General features: G+C 31.8%; 17 protein-coding genes. 4 read left to right on the forward strand and 13 right to left on the reverse strand.

The window, feature by feature from the left end; genetic code table 11:
• Positions 1–48 precede the first annotated feature (48 nt).
• Both ACIQ66_RS08960 and ACIQ66_RS08965 read right to left on the reverse strand, forming a co-directional pair.
• A complete protein-coding gene (locus ACIQ66_RS08960; RefSeq protein WP_396212461.1) occupies positions 49–1,089 on the reverse strand; it encodes a PLP-dependent cysteine synthase family protein in 1,041 nt (346 codons plus the stop codon).
• Between the two features lie 75 nt (positions 1,090–1,164).
• Positions 1,165–3,222 (reverse strand): S9 family peptidase, encoded by a 2,058-nt coding sequence (locus ACIQ66_RS08965; RefSeq protein ID WP_396212492.1) that lies wholly within the window; start codon positions 3,220–3,222, stop codon positions 1,165–1,167.
• A 144-nt stretch (positions 3,223–3,366) separates the two neighbouring features.
• On the opposite strand from ACIQ66_RS08965, the gene ACIQ66_RS08970 reads away from it, so the two are divergent.
• Entirely contained in the window at positions 3,367–3,690 is a 324-nt protein-coding gene (locus ACIQ66_RS08970) for a YbaB/EbfC family nucleoid-associated protein (protein WP_396212462.1), read from the forward strand.
• Between the two features lie 11 nt (positions 3,691–3,701).
• Here ACIQ66_RS08970 and ACIQ66_RS08975 read toward each other — a convergent pair whose 3' ends face one another.
• The gene (locus ACIQ66_RS08975) at positions 3,702–4,730 is read right to left on the reverse strand and encodes a threonine aldolase family protein (protein ID WP_396212463.1); all 1,029 of its coding nucleotides are present in this window, start codon (positions 4,728–4,730) and stop codon (positions 3,702–3,704) included.
• A 181-nt stretch (positions 4,731–4,911) separates the two neighbouring features.
• On the opposite strand from ACIQ66_RS08975, the gene prfB reads away from it, so the two are divergent.
• A protein-coding gene (gene prfB / locus ACIQ66_RS08980; RefSeq protein WP_396212464.1) for a peptide chain release factor 2 occupies positions 4,912–6,010 on the forward strand; the annotation gives its coding sequence in 2 pieces (ribosomal slippage) (positions 4,912–4,974 and positions 4,976–6,010; 1,098 coding nt in all).
• A 366-nt stretch (positions 6,011–6,376) separates the two neighbouring features.
• Here prfB and ACIQ66_RS08985 read toward each other — a convergent pair.
• Together ACIQ66_RS08985 and aroC are read right to left on the reverse strand one after the other, a co-directional pair.
• Positions 6,377–7,642: a dicarboxylate/amino acid:cation symporter gene (locus tag ACIQ66_RS08985; protein WP_396212465.1), complete on the reverse strand. Its 1,266-nt coding sequence runs from the start codon at positions 7,640–7,642 to the stop codon at positions 6,377–6,379.
• Positions 7,643–7,708: 66 nt separating this feature from the next.
• Positions 7,709–8,770, reverse strand: a complete 1,062-nt coding sequence (gene aroC, locus ACIQ66_RS08990; protein ID WP_396212466.1) for a chorismate synthase — start codon at positions 8,768–8,770, stop codon at positions 7,709–7,711.
• 141 nt (positions 8,771–8,911) lie between these two features.
• Between aroC and ACIQ66_RS08995 the strand changes: the two genes are divergently transcribed.
• Both ACIQ66_RS08995 and ACIQ66_RS09000 read left to right on the forward strand, forming a co-directional pair.
• Positions 8,912–9,757: a hypothetical protein gene (locus tag ACIQ66_RS08995; RefSeq protein WP_396212467.1), complete on the forward strand. Its 846-nt coding sequence runs from the start codon at positions 8,912–8,914 to the stop codon at positions 9,755–9,757.
• 98 nt (positions 9,758–9,855) lie between these two features.
• A complete protein-coding gene (locus tag ACIQ66_RS09000) occupies positions 9,856–10,347 on the forward strand; it encodes a hypothetical protein (protein ID WP_396212468.1) in 492 nt (163 codons plus the stop codon).
• 45 nt (positions 10,348–10,392) lie between these two features.
• On the opposite strand, the gene ACIQ66_RS09005 is transcribed toward ACIQ66_RS09000, so the two are convergent.
• The 8 genes from ACIQ66_RS09005 to ACIQ66_RS09040 form a co-directional block, all read right to left on the reverse strand.
• Positions 10,393–10,815: a protease complex subunit PrcB family protein gene (locus ACIQ66_RS09005; protein WP_396212469.1), complete on the reverse strand. Its 423-nt coding sequence runs from the start codon at positions 10,813–10,815 to the stop codon at positions 10,393–10,395.
• Positions 10,812–11,945, reverse strand: coding sequence for an N-acetyl-alpha-D-glucosaminyl L-malate synthase BshA (gene bshA / locus ACIQ66_RS09010; RefSeq protein ID WP_396212470.1), 1,134 nt, complete (start codon positions 11,943–11,945; stop codon positions 10,812–10,814). Before bshA ends, ACIQ66_RS09005 begins: the two co-directional genes overlap by 4 nt.
• 65 nt (positions 11,946–12,010) lie before the next feature.
• Positions 12,011–15,064 carry a glycoside hydrolase family 3 N-terminal domain-containing protein gene (locus ACIQ66_RS09015; protein ID WP_396212471.1) on the reverse strand — a complete coding sequence of 1,018 codons (3,054 nt, stop codon included), beginning with the start codon at positions 15,062–15,064 and terminating at the stop codon, positions 12,011–12,013.
• A gap of 16 nt (positions 15,065–15,080) precedes the next feature.
• The gene (locus tag ACIQ66_RS09020) at positions 15,081–15,563 is read right to left on the reverse strand and encodes an ABC transporter ATPase (RefSeq protein WP_396212472.1); all 483 of its coding nucleotides are present in this window, start codon (positions 15,561–15,563) and stop codon (positions 15,081–15,083) included.
• A 42-nt stretch (positions 15,564–15,605) separates the two neighbouring features.
• Positions 15,606–16,397 carry a (Fe-S)-binding protein gene (locus ACIQ66_RS09025; RefSeq protein ID WP_396212473.1) on the reverse strand — a complete coding sequence of 264 codons (792 nt, stop codon included), beginning with the start codon at positions 16,395–16,397 and terminating at the stop codon, positions 15,606–15,608.
• A 100-nt stretch (positions 16,398–16,497) separates the two neighbouring features.
• Positions 16,498–16,944, reverse strand: coding sequence for a phosphoheptose isomerase (locus tag ACIQ66_RS09030; protein ID WP_396212474.1), 447 nt, complete (start codon positions 16,942–16,944; stop codon positions 16,498–16,500).
• 70 nt (positions 16,945–17,014) lie between these two features.
• A complete protein-coding gene (locus ACIQ66_RS09035) occupies positions 17,015–18,349 on the reverse strand; it encodes a 4Fe-4S dicluster domain-containing protein (protein ID WP_396212475.1) in 1,335 nt (444 codons plus the stop codon).
• A 12-nt stretch (positions 18,350–18,361) separates the two neighbouring features.
• Entirely contained in the window at positions 18,362–19,318 is a 957-nt protein-coding gene (locus ACIQ66_RS09040; RefSeq protein ID WP_396212476.1) for an MlaD family protein, read from the reverse strand.
• Positions 19,319–19,344: the final 26 nt, after the last annotated feature.

Genomic DNA, 19,344 nt, shown 5'->3' on the forward strand with positions numbered 1-19,344 from the left:
CTCCGAAAAATATTCGGAGTTTTTTTTATTTATATATCTAATTATAAACTATTTAACGTATTCTATTTTAAGTTTTTCTTCAATATTCACACTATCGAAAAAACCTTGTTCCTTCATCCAGTCATCACTAAATACTTTGCTCATATAACGCGAACCATGATCTGGAAAAATGGCAATAACATTACTATTTTCGTCAAATTCGCCATCTTGAGCATATTGTTTAATTGCCTGCATAACTGCTCCAGAAGTATAGCCAACGAATAAGCCTTCTGTTTTAGCTAATTCTCTTGCGGTATGTGCACTTTCTTCGTCAGTAACTTTTATGAATTTATCAATAACATCAAAATCAGTTGCTGATGGAATAAGGTTTTTGCCTAATCCTTCGATTCTGTATGGATAAATTTCGTCGTTATCAAACTCTTTTGTTTCGTGGTATTTTTTCAACACAGAACCAAAAGCGTCAACTCCAAGAATCTTAATATTTGGATTTTTTTCTTTTAAAAATTTAGCTGCGCCAGAAATAGTTCCACCAGTTCCACTACAAGCTACTAGATGCGTTATTTTACCATTAGTTTGTTCCCAAATTTCAGGACCAGTAGTTTTGTAATGTGCATCAATGTTTAATTGATTGAAATATTGATTGATATAAACAGATCCTTTAGTTTCTTCATGAAGTCTTTTGGCAACATTATAGTAGGAACGCTCATCATCTGCAGAAACGTTTGCTGGGCAAACATAAACCTTTGCTCCCATGCTACGTAACATATCAATTTTATCAATAGATGATTTAGAACTAACAGCTAAGATGCAATTATAACCTTTAATAATACTAACCATTGCAATACTAAATCCAGTATTTCCAGATGTTGTCTCAATAATAGTATCACCAGGTGTTAATATTCCAGCTTTTTCTGCTTCTTCAATAATATACAAAGCTATTCTATCTTTTGTAGAATGTCCAGGGTTAAACGCCTCGACTTTTGCGTAAAAATTACCTATAAGATTATTAGTAATTTTATTGATTTTTATAAGAGGAGTATTTCCAATTAAATCTAACACACTATTATAAGCTTTTATCTGATCTTTCATAAAAAATTTAGTCAAGGCAAACTTTATATAGTTTTATAACCTCAAAACTCTGCAAATTTAATAATTTTTTTTTTACTATCTTTTTATTCCTTCTAAATCTAACAAAAAAGTAAATTCTTTAGCTAATTCTTTTAGTGCTTCAAACCTACCAGATGCGCCTCCATGTCCTGCTTCCATGTTTGTATCTAAAAATAATTTTTTATCATTAGTTTTTAACAATCGTAATTTGGCAACCCATTTAGCTGGTTCCCAATATTGTACTTGCGAATCATGCAAACCTGTTGAAATATATAAGCTGGGATAATCTTGTGCTTTTACATTATCATAAGGTGAATAGGACAACATATAATCATAGTATTTTTTTTCATTTGGATTTCCCCATTCATCATATTCTCCTGTTGTAAGCGGAATTGAATCGTCCAACATTGTTGTTACAACGTCTACAAATGGAACTTGAGATATAATTCCGTTATAAAACTCTGGTGCCATATTCGCCAAGACTCCCATCAACAATCCTCCAGCCGAACCACCTTCAGCATACATATGTTGTCTTGAAGTGTATTTTTCATCAATTAAAAACCTGGTGCAATCAATAAAATCGGTAAAGGTATTTTTCTTTTTTAATAATTTACCATCTTCATACCATTGTCTTCCTAGATCTTCTCCACCTCGAACATGCGCAATTCCAAGAATAAAACCCCTATCTAGTAAACTCAAATTGAAAGCCGAAAAATAAGGCTCTGATGAATATCCATAAGAACCATAAGCATTTAATAAAAGGGGATTGTTTCCGTCTTTTTTTATTCCTTTTCTATAAACAATTGAAATTGGCACTTTAGTTCCATCGGTTGCAGTTGCCCAAATACGTTTTTCTTCGTAATTATTTTTATCAAACTTTCCGCCTTGCACTTCTAGTTCTTTTAGAATTTTTTTGGTTTTGGTTCTCATATTGAAATCAATCACCGAAACTGGTGTAGCCATTGATTGGTAGCCATAACGCAATATTTCGGTGTTAAAATCAATATTTGAAGTTGTATAAGCTGTATAAGTTTCAATTTCAAATGGCAAAAAATAAGCTTCTCCTCTCCAAGGCATAATTTTAATTTTGCTCAAACCATTTGAACGTTCAGAAACTACCAAATAATCTTTAAAAATATCAATTTTTTCGAGTAAAACATCTTTATTGTGCGAAATTACATCCACCCAATTATCCTTTGAAGTATTATTTTCATTAGTCTTCATCAATTTAAAGTTGGTAGCTTTATCTTTATTTGTTAGAATATAAAAACTATCTCCATAATGTGAAATCGAATATTCTAAACCACGAGTTCTTTTCTGAAAAATTTTGAATTCTCCATCAGGATTGTTGGCTAAAATTGTTTGGTATTCGCTAGTCAATGTGCTACTTGAAACAATAATAATATACTTTTCTGATTTTGATTTGTAAATATTACTATCAAATGTTTCATCTTTTTCAAAAAAAACTAATTGATCATCTGCACTATCTGAACCTAATTTATGCTTGAAAATTTTATCAGTACGAAGCGTAACTTCATCATTTCTTGAATAAAAAACAGTTTTATTATCTGCCGCCCAAGTAGCGCCACCAGAAGTGTTGATGATTTTAGTTGGCAGAATTTCATTAGTTTCTAAATTTTTGAATTGCAATGTATATTGTCTTCTTGAAACCAAATCGACACTAAAAGCAGCCCATTTATTGTCTTCGCTAATACTTAAACCACCTAATTGAAAATAAGATTGTTCTTTTGCCATTTCGTTACAATCAAAAAGAATTTCTTCTTTAGCTTCAAGCGAACCTTTTTTTCTAGAATAAATTGGGTAATCTTTACCTTTTTCATGACGCGTTATGTAAAAATAACCATTATATAGATAAGGAACCGACTGATCATCTTCCTTAATACGAGATTTCATTTCCTCAAACAAATCTTTCTGAAAATCAACCGTATGCGCCGTTGCTTTTTTGTAATAATCATTCTCTTTATTTAGATAATCGATTACTTCAGGGTTTTCTCTATTGTTTAGCCAATAGTAATCGTCATTTCTTACATGACCATGTTTTTCTAATTTATGAGGGATTCTTTTAGCTATTGGCGGTGTATTTTTTTCTTGCATTTCTGTATTTATATTTTGAGAATTTCCAACGACAAAAGTAAAGCAGGAAAACAAAATAAGTAATCTATTTTTCATATTTTTTTAAAATTAATAGTGCAATGTACTATTTTTGCAAAAAGAATTTATTAAATAAAACTTAAAACTATGTTTGGAGATTTAATGGGAATGATGGGTAAACTAAAAGAAGCTCAGTATAAAGTAGAAGAAACTAAAAAAAGACTTGATACAGTGCTAGTTGACGAAGAAAGTAATGACAGATTACTAAAAGTTACACTAACTGCCAATAGAAAAATAAAATCTATTTCAGTTGATGAAACTTTGCTTGAAGACAAAGAACAACTAGAAGATTATCTAATTTTAGTTTTAAACAAAGCTATCGAAAAAGCCACCAATATAAACGAAACCGAATTAGCAGCTGTCGCCAAAGAAGGAATGCCATCAATTCCTGGGATGGATATGTTTAAGTAAATTATGAAAACTTAATCAAACTTCATTTTCTGCAGTGTTTCTATAACATAAGTATGCATTACTTCTTTGTAGTCAAGATGGGTTACAATTCTCATTTTACCTTGTCCCATAGAACTAATATGAATGCTTTTTTGTTTTAATTTTTCAACAACTATTTTCTCGTTCAAAGGAGCTTTTACCGAAAAAATCAAAATATTAGTTTCAACTGGTTCAACTTTTTCTATCCAAGGTAATTGTTTCAATAGTTGACCAATTTCTTTTGCTCTACGATGGTCTTCTTCAAGTCGGCTAATGTTATTTTGCATTGCATAAATCGCAGCAGCTGCCAAATAACCTGATTGTCGCATACCACCACCAAATATTTTTCTGATTCGCAAAGCTCGTTTAATCGTTTCTTTATCCGAAACCAACATGGAGCCAACTGGCGCTCCCAATCCTTTAGAAAAACAAACTGAAATGGTATCGAACAATTCTCCAAACTGTTTTGGATGTTGCTTTTTAGCAATCAAAGCATTCCACAATCGTGCACCGTCAAGATGGTATTTCAAGTTGTTTTCGGCACAAACTGTTTTAATTTTTTCTAATTCTTCAATATCGTAACAAGCACCGCCTCCTTTATTGGTTGTATTTTCTATACTAACTAATTTTGACAAAGGCGCATGATAAAATTCAGGATCATTAATTCCGTTTTTAACTTGGTTAGCTGTAATCATTCCTCTATTTCCGTCTAATAACTGAAAAGAAACACCACTGTTTGCTGCTGCGCCACCACCTTCATACAAGTAAACATGCGACCATTTATCACAAATAATTTCATCGCCAGGATTGGTATGTAATTTAATAGCCGTTTGATTAGCCATAGTACCACTCGGAAAAAACAAAGCAGCTTCCATTCCAAACAAATCTGCTACTGTAGCTTCCAATTCATTTACAGTCGGGTCTTGCTTATATACATCATCACCTACTTTTGCCTTAAACATATATTGCAACATTTCATTGCTAGGTTTGGTTACGGTATCGCTAACTAAATTTATTTCCATATAATAATAAGAAAGTTTACATTTGCTTTTTTAATTTTTGGAGCTATTCCCGCTATCCGTTGCAATCTTTTTATTGCTTTTGTCACCCTGAGCGCAGTCGAAGGGATTTTTTTTACAAAGCAATAAAAAGGATTTCCACTACTATCGGGGCTAGTTTCGTCACTACAAAACTACAACATTTATGACAAATACCGAACAAATAAAAGGTATTGTAGAGCGCCTTGGTGCGTTGAGGAGGTATCTTTGACATTGATGCCAAGCTTATCGAAATAACAAACGAAGAAGAAAAGACCTTCGCTCCCGATTTTTGGAACAATGCCAAAGAAGCAGAATTGCTTGTAAAAAACCTTCGCTCTAAGAAAAAATGGGTCGAAGATTATAATCATGCCATAGAAATGGCTGACGAATTGCAATTGGCATACGAGTTTTTCAAAGAAGGTGAACTTTCTGAACAAGAATTAGATGACCAATACAATTTAACGAACAATCATATTGAAAATATAGAATTCAAAAATATGCTTTCAGAAGAAGGCGATAGCTTGAGTGCTGTTTTACAAATAACGGCTGGTGCTGGTGGAACCGAAAGTTGCGACTGGGCATCAATGCTTATGCGTATGTATATGATGTGGGCAGAAAAACAAGGTTACAAAATAAAAGAGCTGAACTACCAAGAAGGCGATGTTGCCGGAATAAAAACCGTAACACTGGAAATTGAAGGCGATTTTGCGTTTGGTTACCTAAAAGGTGAAAATGGCGTTCATCGTTTGGTTCGTATTTCACCTTTTGATAGTAATGCTAAAAGGCACACTTCTTTTGCGTCTGTTTATGTATATCCATTGGTTGACGATACTATTGAAATTGAAATAAATCCAGCAGATATTGAGATAATTACTTCGCGTTCAAGTGGTGCTGGAGGACAAAATGTAAATAAAGTTGAAACCAAAGTACAGCTATTTCACAAACCAACAGGCATTCAAATTCAATGTTCAGAAACGCGTTCGCAACAAGACAACCGCCAACGTGCTATGCAAATGTTGAAATCACAGTTGTACGAAATAGAACTGAAAAAACAACAAGAGCAAAGAAGCGACATCGAAGCTGGAAAAATGAAAATAGAATGGGGTTCTCAAATAAGAAATTATGTGATGCAACCATATAAATTGGTTAAAGATGTCCGAACAGGTAAAGAAACCAGTAATGTTGATGGCGTTATGAATGGAGAAATAGACGAATTCTTGAAAGCATTCTTAATGATGATGGGACAAAAGGATAGTGAGTAGCACAGAGTAAAATTTTAATTGTTTAATTTAAATTATCTGTTTTATCTAATATAAATTGTCTATTCTAAGAAATAAATTACTTTCTAGCATCTGAAAAATAAGTATCATATTACAATTAACAAAAAATAGAAATATTACTTTAGTAGTTACCATCTGTAGTACCTTTTTTCGATAATTGAATAATTATTTTCAGCAACAACATTTCTAATTATTGCTGTAAAGTATTGGTGTAGATCTCTTGAAATAGTAGCTGGTCAGTAAATGAAACATTTGCATTAGTTCCAACAAGAATTAACACTAAAAGTAAAAAATTTTTCTTAGTAATAATTTAAAATTGTCTGTTAATATATATTTTTTCTATATAATTTAATCTTCTTTTTCCCATTTTCCTACAACACTTGTTGCAAGAGCATTTCCTAAAACGTTGGTTGCGCTTCTAAACATATCGCAAAAATGATCAATTGGAAGTATTAGCGCAATTCCTTCTATTGGAATATCAAACATGCCACAGGTTGCGGCAACTACTACCAAACTTGCTCTTGGCACACCTGCAATTCCTTTACTTGTAAGCATTAATACCAATAACATGGTCATTTGTGTTCCCATATCCAAATGAACTCCATAGGCTTGTGCGATGAAAATACTAGCAAATGTCATATACATCATACTTCCATCAAGATTGAAAGAATATCCCAAGGGCAACATAAAAGATACTATTTTATCTTTTACACCAAAACGTTCTAATTCTTCTGTCAATTTAGGGAAGACTGCTTCAGAACTTGTTGTTCCAAAGGCAATTATGAGTGGACTTATGATGTGTTTTAACAACGTTTTCATTCTGCTTTTTAGGAAAATAAATCCAACTAGTAATAATATCACCCAAAGTGATGAAATTCCAATTAAGAACGAACCAAAGAACTTAGCATAAGTTATAAGTAATTCTTGTAAATCTCTAATAGCAAAAACGCCTGCAATAGCACCAAAAACACCGATTGGAGCAAATTTCATGACATAATTTACCATTTTAAGAATGATATGTGAGGTTTTGTCAAGCGCATTTACAACAGGTTTAACATAATCTCCAATTGATGCAGCTGCTAATCCAAAGAAAATAGAAAAAATTACTATTTGAAGTATTTCGTTGGTTGCCATTGCTTCAACAATACTTTTAGGAATAATATGTTCGATGAAATTTTGAGCAGAGAAATTTTGTGTTTTATCAGTTACCTCGGCAGCACTTGAGGCATCAACATCAGATAATTCCAAACCAGTTCCTGGATGCAGTACGTTAACCCAAAACATTCCTATGAGTAGTGAAATAAAAGAAGCTGTAAAAAACCAGCCTAACGCCTTTCCTCCTATTCGTCCAACGGCTTTTATGTCACCAAGTTTTGCAATTCCGACAACTAGCGTTGTGAATACTAATGGCGAAATGATCATTTGCACTAATCGTATAAAAACGGTGGCCAACATTTTGATGTAACCACTAAACTCTTTTGCGGCTTCTTGGGTGTAATTGTTATGAATAAAAATTCCTAAAATAGCTCCAAGAACCATTGCAATAAGAATTTGAAAAGTAAGATTGGATAAAAAGGATTTTTTTGGTGTTTCGTTTGGTTGAATTAAAGTCATTTTTTTTAGTTTTCAGTTTTCAGCATTCAGATTTCAGTCTGCTAACTGAATTCTGACTACTTATAACTATTTTAAAATTTTGTTTAGTAAATAAAAATCGGCTAATACGATGGCTGCCATTGCTTCTACAATAGGAACAGCTCTCGGAACCACGCATGGATCATGCCGTCCTTTACCTTGTTGTTCTATTAGTTGATTTTGATTTGTTAATACTTCTTGCTTTTGAATTAATGTCGCAACAGGTTTGAAAGCCACTCTAAAATATATATCCATTCCGTTTGAAATGCCACCTTGAATTCCGCCAGAAAGATTGGTTTTGGTTGTGCCATCTTCGTTATACAAATCATTATGTTCACTACCTTTCATTTTAGCGCCACAAAAACCGCTTCCGAACTCAAAACCTTTAACAGCATTAATTGACAGCATTGCTTTTCCTAATTCGGCATGCAGTTTATCAAAAACTGGTTCACCCAAACCGATTGGAACATTCTTAATTACACAAGTTATCGTTCCGCCAACCGTATCACCTTGTTTCTTGATTTCTTTGATGTATTCTTCCATTTTTATGGCTGTTGCCAAATCTGGACAGCGAACCGAATTAGTTTCTATAAATGAAAAATCTAAAGCTTGATAAGGTTTGTCGATGAAAATTTCTCCAACGGATGAAACATAAGCATTAATTTTGATTTCATTGATAACTTGTTTGGCAATTGCACCTGCTACTACTCTACTTGCTGTTTCTCGTGCAGAACTTCTTCCGCCACCACGGTAATCACGAATGCCATATTTTTTTTCGTACACATAATCGGCGTGACTTGGTCGATAACTGTCTTTGATATGTGAGTAATCGTCTGACTTTTGATTGGTATTTGGAATTATAAATCCGATTGGGGTTCCTGTTGTTTTTCCATTAAAAATTCCTGATAAAAATTGTACTTCATCTTCTTCTTTTCTTTGGGTTACTATTGAAGACTGACCAGGTTTACGACGCTGCATTTCGTGTTGAATAGCTTCAAAATTTAATTCAATCCCTGCTGGACAACCATCAATTATTCCGCCAAGAGATTCTCCATGAGATTCTCCAAAAGTGGTTATTTTGAAAAGGGTTCCATAACTATTGCCTGCCATTTGTATTAGTTTTGAACAAATATAGCATAATTTTTCAAGTTTGAAAGCCATTTATTTAGTAGTTAAATGATTGATTTATTTACAATTAATTTAAAATAATAAATTATTTACTATTTTAGCCAAAACAAATACTTTAAAGTTATGAAATTTACCTCATTTTTAATTTTAACAACATCCTTATTTTTTATTTCATGTTCTAGTGATGATCAAGTTATTCAAACTCCTATCTCAACTGAAGGAAATGATATTCCAACGATTTACCATCCAATAAAGATTGCTAATTATTGGAATTATGAAACAGAAAATATTCCAGTAGAACCAACTGGAACAACTGTTACAGGAGCCGATAAATTACTTGTTGATAGCGATGTGGTTCTAAATACATTAACGTATAAAAAAATGAAGACTGAATTTGCTCCAACTGGTTTTTATGGTGGAATGTTGAATAATAATAATTTGAGAATTGATGGAAGCTCGTTAAAACTTACAGGGGAAATTACTGCCAACTTAGATGCTTCCTTGCCTTTAGAATTTGATGTAAATGATTTTGTGATTTTTAAAGAAAATGGAGTTGCAAATGAAGTTTTGAGTCAAACTAGTCCTGCGAGTTTTGAAAACACAACTTTGATAGTTGAAAGACCATTAACGTTTACATACTCAATAAAATCAACTTGTTTGGGAGATGTTGCACCTATGCTCGTTAAAGGAGTAACTTACAATAATGTAAAGAAGACTAGAATTGAAATTGAGTTAAAAATTACAACTTTTATAAGTGGTGTTGAAGCAATTATTTTGCAATCACAACCTGTAATTGTTTCTAATCAATTTTATGCAAAAAATATTGGTGTAATTCAAGCAAATACAGTTGTTAAGTATTCTGTTGACACAACTTATCCTTTTCTTGTTCAAGCAGTTACAAATGCAGGTATTCCTCCAAATGGAGAACAAAAAATTAATGATTATTTATCTAGTTGCCTGACAAACTAACATCCTGTAATTATGTAACTTTTCATTATAATATTATAAGTTTCTTAATGTTTTCAGGTTATAACTTTGTAAATATAATTTATACAAAATAATTAATCATGAAAAAACTTATTTTATCTGCTTTCATGCTAGTAGGACTAGTATTTAGCACTCAGGCTCAAGACATTTCAAAAAATGCATTAGGTCTTAGATTAGGTGATAGCGACGGTTTTGGGGGTGAAGTTTCTTATCAAAGAGGATTAAACAGTAACAACAGACTTGAGCTAGACTTAGGTTGGAGAAATTCTAACAATGTTGATGCAATAAAAATTGTAGGTCTTTACCAATGGGTTTGGAATATTGAAGGTGGATTTAATTGGTATGCTGGTATTGGTGGTGGTATTGGAACTTGGAGTTATGACTATAAAGGTTCTAAAGATGATGGTGCAATACTCTTTGCAGCTGGTGATATTGGTATAGAATATAACTTTGATTTTCCTTTACAATTATCATTAGATATGCGTCCAGAATTATACTTTGATTCTGATAATTATAGAGATGATAGTTTTGGTCCAGATATCGCTTTAGGTATCAGATATAAATTCGACTAAAAATACAAAATTCCGTCTCGTAATTATTGTAGAGACGGTATTTTTTTATTTTATAACAATTTCTTTTTTAGAATTTATTTTTACGATAGTATAAGGATTACTCATTACATTGGTTACTGGTTCACCGGCTTTTGGTTTAATTTCCTTAACCGTTAAGATAATTTGATTTTCGGTTTCTTGAATGTTTTCAACTTTTACTGAGTAACCACTTGAATTCTTTTCTCCAAGATTTAGAATAATAAAATTAGCTGTTTTTACATCTTCTGGTTTGACTTTTCTTTTCAGATTATCATCATTTAGCAACATTGAAATTTCCTTTTCTTCTGATAGAATTTCATAAAACTGAATGGAAGCACCACCGTTATTTTGCTCTGTTAAAATTTCAAATAAAGGTTTTGTTTTTTTTGAAGAATTGGATGCACAAGAAAACAAAACTACAATGGAAAATAAAGCAATTACTATTTTCATAATTTGATTGTCAAAGCTTGTTTGTATAAATCTTCATACATTGGTAAAATGTTTTTTATGTCAAACTGTTGAGCTATAGACAAAGCTCTTTCTTTAAATTCAGAAAGTGTCTTGATATTTTCTAAAATTTTCAAAGCATTTTGAGCCATTTCATCAACATTTCCAACATCGCTTAGATAACCTGAAACACCGTCAAAATTTACTTCTGACAAACCGCCCGAATTACTTGAAATTACAGGAACACTCCAAGCCATAGCTTCTAAAGCTGCTAAACCAAAACTTTCGGTTTCAGACGGCAATAAAAATAAATCAGAATACGATAGGATTTTATCGATTTCATTACTGTTTCCAAAAAAGATTACTTTGTCTGAAATTCCAAGTTTTTCACATAAAATTTCAGCTTTTAGTTTTTCTGGACCATCGCCTACCATCATCAATTTTGCTGGAATTTGTTCTTGAATTTTGAAGAAAATTTTAATCACATCAGGAATTCTCTTAACTACTCTGAAATTACTAATGTGGGTAATTATTTTTTCATCAGAATTAGCCATAACTGAACGTTGACAAGAAATTAAAGTTTCATTTCGATGTTTATCCAGTTCAATAAAATTGGGAATTACATTTATTTCTTTCTTGATATTGAAAAGTTTTAAGGTGTCATCTTTTAAACTTTGTGAAACCGAAGTAACAAAATCAGATTTGTTAATGCTAAAAGTAACTGCTGTTTTATAAAATGGATGATTTCCAACAAGTGTAATATCTGTTCCGTGAAGTGTTGTTACCATTGGAATATGAATGCCTTCATCTTTCAACATTTGTTTAGCCATATAACCTGCGTAAGCATGTGGAATAGCGTAATGAACATGTAACAATTCGATTTTATATAATTTGACCATGTCAACTAGCTTACTAGAAAGTGCTAATTCGTATGGTTGGTAATGAAACAACGGATATTCAGGAACATTTACTTCATGAAAGTGCACATTTGGATTTAGTAGTTCAAGTCTAACAGGTTGTTTGTAGGTAATAAAATGAACTTCGTGACCACGATGAGAAAGTTCTATACCTAACTCGGTAGCAACTACGCCACTTCCGCCAAATGTAGGATAACAAACGATTGCTATTTTCATTATAAAATTTTTAGAATCACGAAAGTAAAGATACTTAATTAGAAAACTCAAAAATTGAAGTTAAATTATTTGATGATGGCATCTTGAATAATTTTTTGAATATCTTCTCTAATATTTTCTTTTGATAAAATATTGTATGTTGAATTTGGATAAGTTCTATTAGACAAAAACACGTAAATTATTTCGGTTTCAGGATCTGCCCAAGCAATTGTACCGGTAAAGCCAGTGTGCCCAAAACTCAGCATAGAAACACAATCACAAGTAGCATCTTTTTTATCACTTTGAGGTTTGTCAAAACCCAACCCGCGACGGTTTCCTAAATCACAATAATAGCAATTATTAAACATGTCAAAAGTTTCTTCAGAAAAATAACGTTTGGTTCCGTAGCGCCCTTTTTGTAAATACATTTGCATCATTTTGGCAATATCCATACTGTTTGAAAATATTCCTGCATGACCAGCAACACCGCCCTCCATTGCAGCTGCCATATCATGAACATATCCTTGAACTATAGTGTGACGAAAATAATCATCCTCTTCTGATGGTGGAATAACCGATTTATCAAACTTTTGAAGCGGATTATAAAGTGTATAATTCATTCCCATAGATTTATAGAAATTATCATACGTTAATTTATCAATAGTTTTTCCAGTTGATTTTTTTAGATATTCGGCCAAAATCATAAAAGCAAAATCGCTATACTTATATGTCTTATTTTCAGCTAATTTACTAGTTGCTATATATTTCATTATAGTATCGTGATAATCGGTTCTAAAATAAAGACTATCAACTACTTTACGAGAAAATTTTGATGAATACGTATTGCTATAATATTTATCTAATGGACATTTCAAACTATCTAATGTTTCTTTATAAAAAGGTTTCCAAGCTTGTAAACGTCCATAATGAGTAAGCACGTCAAGAAGATTAATATCTTGTTTATCAGTATCTCTAAAAACAGGTAATATTTCGCCTAAAGTTGTACTTAGAGTTAGCTTCTTTTTATCAAAATGCTGCATAATGTTTGGCAAAGTAGCCACTACTTTCGTTATAGAAGCAACGTCATATATATCAGAGTTTTGAACCTTCGTAATTTCGTTATAAGTATGATATCCAAATGATTTTTGGTAAAAAACTTTTCCTTTTCTAGCAACTAAAATTTGCATTCCAGGCGCCATTTTTCTTGAAATTGCTTTGGTAGTAAAGTTTTCAATTTCATTTAATTTTTCAGAATTAATTCCAACAAATTCGGGAGACGAAAATCCTAGTCTATAAAGATTATCAGTTGTAATTCCATCATTAATTTTGAAAAAAGTATTGATAGAAACTGGCAATTTTCCTTTTGCTTGTGATGCTCCAAATATTATTTCGGAAGACACAATTTGGGATATTGGATTGTTTTGATAGGAAATAATTAATCCTTCAAAAGCATCAAAATTAGTAAATGGTAACAACGTATAAGGTTTGGCAAAAAAGTCGACAATGACTTTATTATTGTTTGCTAAATCGTTAATCAATGTTACTTCATTATCAGTTAAATTTGTATTTCTCCATGCTTTATCAGATGGATGATAGCCAACAATTACAATATCGAAATCTTTTAATTTTTCATTTAAATCTGCACTATTTTCACCCGTAACTTCGGTTACAGATGTGTATTTTTTTAATGTTTCTACAAAATCAGTATTGGTATCTTTTCCTATTTTAACGTAGGCAATTTTATCCGACAAATCTTTGATTGGTAGTACTTTAGAATCATTTTTCAATACCGTAATCGCATTTTCATATACCGCATATTGCAATGAATCATTAAGAACAGGATTTATATCATTGTACAAATTATCAATTACAATTGGTTTGTATTTTTTTAACCCAATTTTATATTTATGACGAAGAATTTTTTTAACAGATTCTGCTAATCGTTCTTCTGAAAAAAGAGTGTCATTATAAGCTTTTTTTATAGTTTCAATAGCAATTGGTACATTTTCTGGCATTAATAAAATATCATTTCCAGCTAAGAAAGCGGCCAGTTCAATATCTCCTGGTTTAAAAGCATTACTTGCACCTTTCATGTTAAGCGCATCTGTAATTATCATTCCTTTAAAACCTAATTCTTTCTTTAATAAATCGGTAACAATATTTTTAGAAAGCGAACTTGGTGTTGCCGGATTTGGTTCTAAAACAGGAATATTTAGATGTGCTACCATAACTGATTGCAAACCTTCAGCAAACATTTTTTTATAAGGATATAGTTCAATTTCGTCTAGTCTAAATTTGGTAAAATTGAGAACTGGTAAAGTGTGATGCGAATCGGTAGAAGTATCACCATGACCAGGAAAATGCTTTGCTGTTGCAAACACACCTTGGCTATTAATACCTTTCATCAGTGCAATAGCTTTGTTGGTAACATCTTCTTTGTCTTCACCAAAAGAACGAACACCAATAATTGGGTTACTAGGATTAGTGTTAATATCAACCACTGGCGAGAAAGTATAGTGAATTCCCATTCTTTTTGCCTCTGCTCCCATTTTTTTTCCTATCGCTTCAATTAAATTCAAATCTTTAACTGCTCCAAGAGTCATGTTAAAAGGAAATTTATATGTTGAATCAACTCGCATACTCAACCCCCATTCGGCATCAATACCAATAAGCATTGGGATTTTAGATTTTGATTGAAAACGATTGTTTAATTTGGCTTGCTTTATTGGTCCACCTTGAAAAAAAATCAAACCACCAATTTTATATTTTGTAATTAATGAATCAACAGTAGTATAATGAATTTCATCTTTATTAGGATAAGCAGCTACCATCATCAATTGACTTATTTTTTCGTCAAGATTTAATGTGTTGTAAATACTATCTGACCATTGGATTTCATATGATGAATCAGAAAAATAATCAGTAGAATCTTTTGTGTATTTTGGAATGGTAACTTCTTGAACTTCTACTTCTATTTCGTGATCATCTCTAATTATATCTTTTTTCTTTTCAAGTTGAACAGCAGGTGTTATAGTAATTGGTATTATATTACTTTTTTTAGAAGCACAGTTTATAGTAATACTAACAATTGTTACCATAAAAAGTACCTTGACAAAAAAGGTTTTTTGATTATAATTCATACTGCTATATTATTTTTTAAAAGAAACGACTATGCCAACTTTCGGCTGCTGGCACTTCCCAACTTTCGTTCCATTCTTGTATGGTATTTACTAAATTATTAAAAACAATTGTGTTTTCGGAAACTGCTTTTTCTTTAGCTAATTTTTTAAAATCAAGTAAGGTTTTATAAGTTATAAATTCACCTTGCTTGAATGCCACATTCATTTTATCAAGTAAGTCGACTTCATATTTCTTTTCTAAATTTTGAATAAAAGATACAGAAGTATCGATTGAACAACCCGTTGCAGGATGCACATCTTGATTGATTGCAATTATAATAAATCGATTGTATTTTATTTGATAAGAAGCTTCTAAAGAACTTCCATGTGCAGACCAATTGGATAGAAATTCAACTAAATCTTTTTCGATTTCAGCAATTTCGGTATCAGAAAACTTACGATTGGATTGGTATATCCAAATGCGTGACTCTTCGGGTAATGTTTCAAATGGTACGTACATTTATATTGTAGATTTTTGATATTTAGCTATTAAAATTTGAAATTATAAATCTTGTGCATTTGCTATCAATTCAGCAATATCGAGCACTTTAATTTCGGTTTCTTTTTCTTTATTTTTTACACCATCCGTTAACATTGTGTTGCAAAATGGGCAACCTGCCGCAATAATTTCTGGTTTTAATTCTAAAGCGTCTTCTGTTCTTTCAATATTTACTTCTTTTTTTCCTGGTTCGGCATCTTTAAACATTTGAGCACCACCAGCACCACAACATAGACCATTAGCTCTAGAACGTTTCATTTCGACCAGTTCAGCATCTAATTTTTGGATTAAATCTCTTGGTGCTTCATAAATATTATTAGCTCTTCCTAAGTAACATGGGTCATGAAACGTAATTCGTTTTCCTTTGAATTGTCCGCCTTCTATTGTTAATCTTCCAGAATCTAATAATGATTTTAAAAATTCGGTGTGATGAACTACTTCATATTTTCCACCTAATTCAGGATATTCATTTTTAATCGTGTTGAAACAATGCGGACAAGCCGTCACAATTTTCTTTACTTCGTAAGCATTTAGAACTTCAATGTTCATCATGGCTTGCATTTGAAATAAAAATTCGTTTCCGGCACGTTTTGCCGGATCACCAGTACAACTTTCTTCGGTTCCAAGAACAGCAAAATCAACTTTGGCACGATTTAATATTCGCACGAAAGCTTTTGTAATTCGTTTTGCTCTATCGTCAAAACTACCAGAACATCCAACCCAAAATAACACTTCTGGTTGTTTGCCTTGAGCCATCATTTCGGCCATTGTAGGTACAATTAAAACTTCTGACATACTTTATTTTTTATGAGTTTATGAGTTTAGAAGTTTATGAGTTTGGAAAAAACATAACTACTAAATTCTACAATCAAAAATCGTTATTATTCAATCAAAATTATTCATGTTGTCCATCGTCAAAAACTTCGATGGTTACTTCTTTTTCTATTAAATCGGTAAATTTTCCTCTATATCGAGTTGCTTTTACCAAGTGATTGTCAATCCAATGGTAGTTTCCACCACGTGGTTTTCCAAACAAAATGCCGTGGTATTTGAAACCGTGTTGTTTCAACCAACGTTCAGTATATTCTCTATGCGCCTCAGTTCGTGAGGTAAAAAAGAAAATAACATGTCCTTCATTATACCATTTATTCAATGTTATTAATGCGTCAGGATAAACCTCTGCAGTTAACATTCTTTCTGGTTCTTCGTTTGGAATGTCGTCACAAACAGTTCCGTCGATATCAATTAGATAATTTTTAATTCCTTCTTTTAAAATTGGACTTACATATTGTCCGTTTTCAGTTACTGTTTGCAAGGTTTGTAGGTTGTCTTCCGCTTTCATTTTTTAAATTTTAAGTTTCATTTGACAATTTCCCAAGCCTCACAAAGGGAAAAAAATCAGTTGGTTTATTTTAATTTTCGTCTTTCCAATTTAATCTGTCCATTTGGTTATATTGCCATGGTGCACCATTATTTTCTATGTTGGTCATCATTGCATTTAATGATTGTGGTGCTGCACTTTGCTCCATAACCAAGTATCTTCTCATATCCATAATAATCGACAATGGACTTATACTTACTGGACATTCTTCTACACAAGCATTGCATGATGTACATGCCCAAAGCTCTTCAGTAGTTATATAATCGTTTAATAGCGATTTGTTATCTGGAACAAAAACTCCTTTATTTGCATCCAAATTTATACCAACTTCTTCTAGTCTATCACGAGTATCCATCATGATTTTTCGAGGAGACAATTTTTTACCAGTTTGATTCGCTGGACATGCAGATGTACAACGACCACACTCAGTACAAGTATAGGCATTAAGTAATTGTACCCAATTTAAATCTTGAACATCGGATGCACCAAATTTACTTGGAATTGAATTATCATCAACAGGTTGAGCTGCAAATGGATCGGCGTTTGGATCCATCATTAATTTGACTTCTTTGGTTACACTTTCAAGATTATCAAACTTTCCTTTTGCATTCAAATCTGCATAAAAAGTATTTGGGAAGGCTAATAAAATGTGTAAATGTTTTGAAAAGTAAAGATAGTTTAAGAAGCATAAAATTCCAATAATATGTAACCACCAAAATGTTCTTTCTAGTATAGCTACTAATTGATTATTCATTCCATCAAAAATTGGCGCAATAAATTGTGAAACTGGAAAAGAACCAGCTTGATGATAATGTCCAAATCCACCAACTACATTTTGTAAATGAAAATCGGCAGCGTTCATTAAAAGAAATAATGACATCAAAACTACTTCAAAATACAAAATGTAATTCGCATCATTTCTTGGTTTACCATCCAAATCAGAACTTGCAAAACGTTTTAGTTTGATTGTATTTCTTCGTATCCAAAATACAATTACAGCAACTAAAACCAAAAATGCTAGTATTTCAAATGAACCAATTAAGAAATTATACAAACTTCCTAAACCAGAAAACACTCGGTGCGTTCCAAAAAGTCCATCGATTATAATTTCAAGCAATTCGATATTGATAATTACAAAACCTACATAAACAATGATGTGCAAAAATCCAGCAATTGGTCTTTTCACCATTTTAGATTGACCAAGCGCAATCATAGTCATGTTTTTCCATCGTTGCGAGGAATTATCAGTTCTGTCAATATCTTGACCTAATTTAATATTACGAATTAGCTTTTTTACATTGATAGCAAAATAGCCAAAACCTATAATAAGGAGAATTGCAAATAGTATAGTATCTAAAAAACTCATAGCGGTTATTTTTTACTTTTTAATTGTATCTGAAACTGGTTCATTATATGGTTTGTTTTTCTTTCCAAAAAGAGAAACATTTACATATCTAGTTGGATTTAAACGCAAATCTTGAAGTAGTAATTCTAATTCTTTTGATGCTTTGGTGAAATTGGTGTACATTTTATCATCTTTCATCAACTTACCAACTGTTCCGTTACCCGACTCGATGCTTGTCATAATTTTGTTGACATTATCTAAAGTCGTTTGTAATTTAGTAACCATTTCGTTCAATTTTGCTTTCTCCAAATCGGAAGAAATGTTGGCGAAACTTTGAGATGTTTTATCTAAATTTGTAACAGCAGAATTAATCTTGGCTTTGTTTTCAACTAACATATCATCAATATTGGAAGAAACATGACTAAAATTAGCTAACGTTGTATTTAATTCTTTTATGGAAGCTTTTAGATTTGCCTGTGTTTGTGCATCTAAAACGGAGTTGATATTGGTAATCATCACATCAGCATTTGCCAACAGTTTTTCTATACGTTCTTGAAGTGGTTCTAATTTATCTCCAAAAGATGAAATCAAACCAATTTTTACATTTGGCATTAATTTATCGCCACTAACCGCCATATTTTGATCTTTATAATTTGGAATAATGGCAATTTGTTTTCCGCCGATAAAACCAGGCTCATAAATTTGTGCAACACTTGATTTAGAAATAGGAAAATCTTCTTCGTTAATTTGAAGTTCAATCAATAATTTTCCTGAATTGGTTAAATTAATAGAAGTAACTTTTCCAATAATTTTTCCGCTAACAGTAACAGGTGCTCCTGTTGCTAAACCTTCTACGTTTTCGTATTCTACATATAATTTTTTATGATCGTTTAAGAGGTTACTTCCTTTTAAAAAACTATAGCCCCAAATAAATAATATAATGGAAGCAATTACTAATATGGCAGTTTTAATTTCTCTTGTAAATTTCAAAATAAGTAGTTTTTAACAAATTTAGA

This window comes from Flavobacterium sp. (genome assembly GCF_044377315.1).
Classification (GTDB): domain Bacteria; phylum Bacteroidota; class Bacteroidia; order Flavobacteriales; family Flavobacteriaceae; genus Flavobacterium.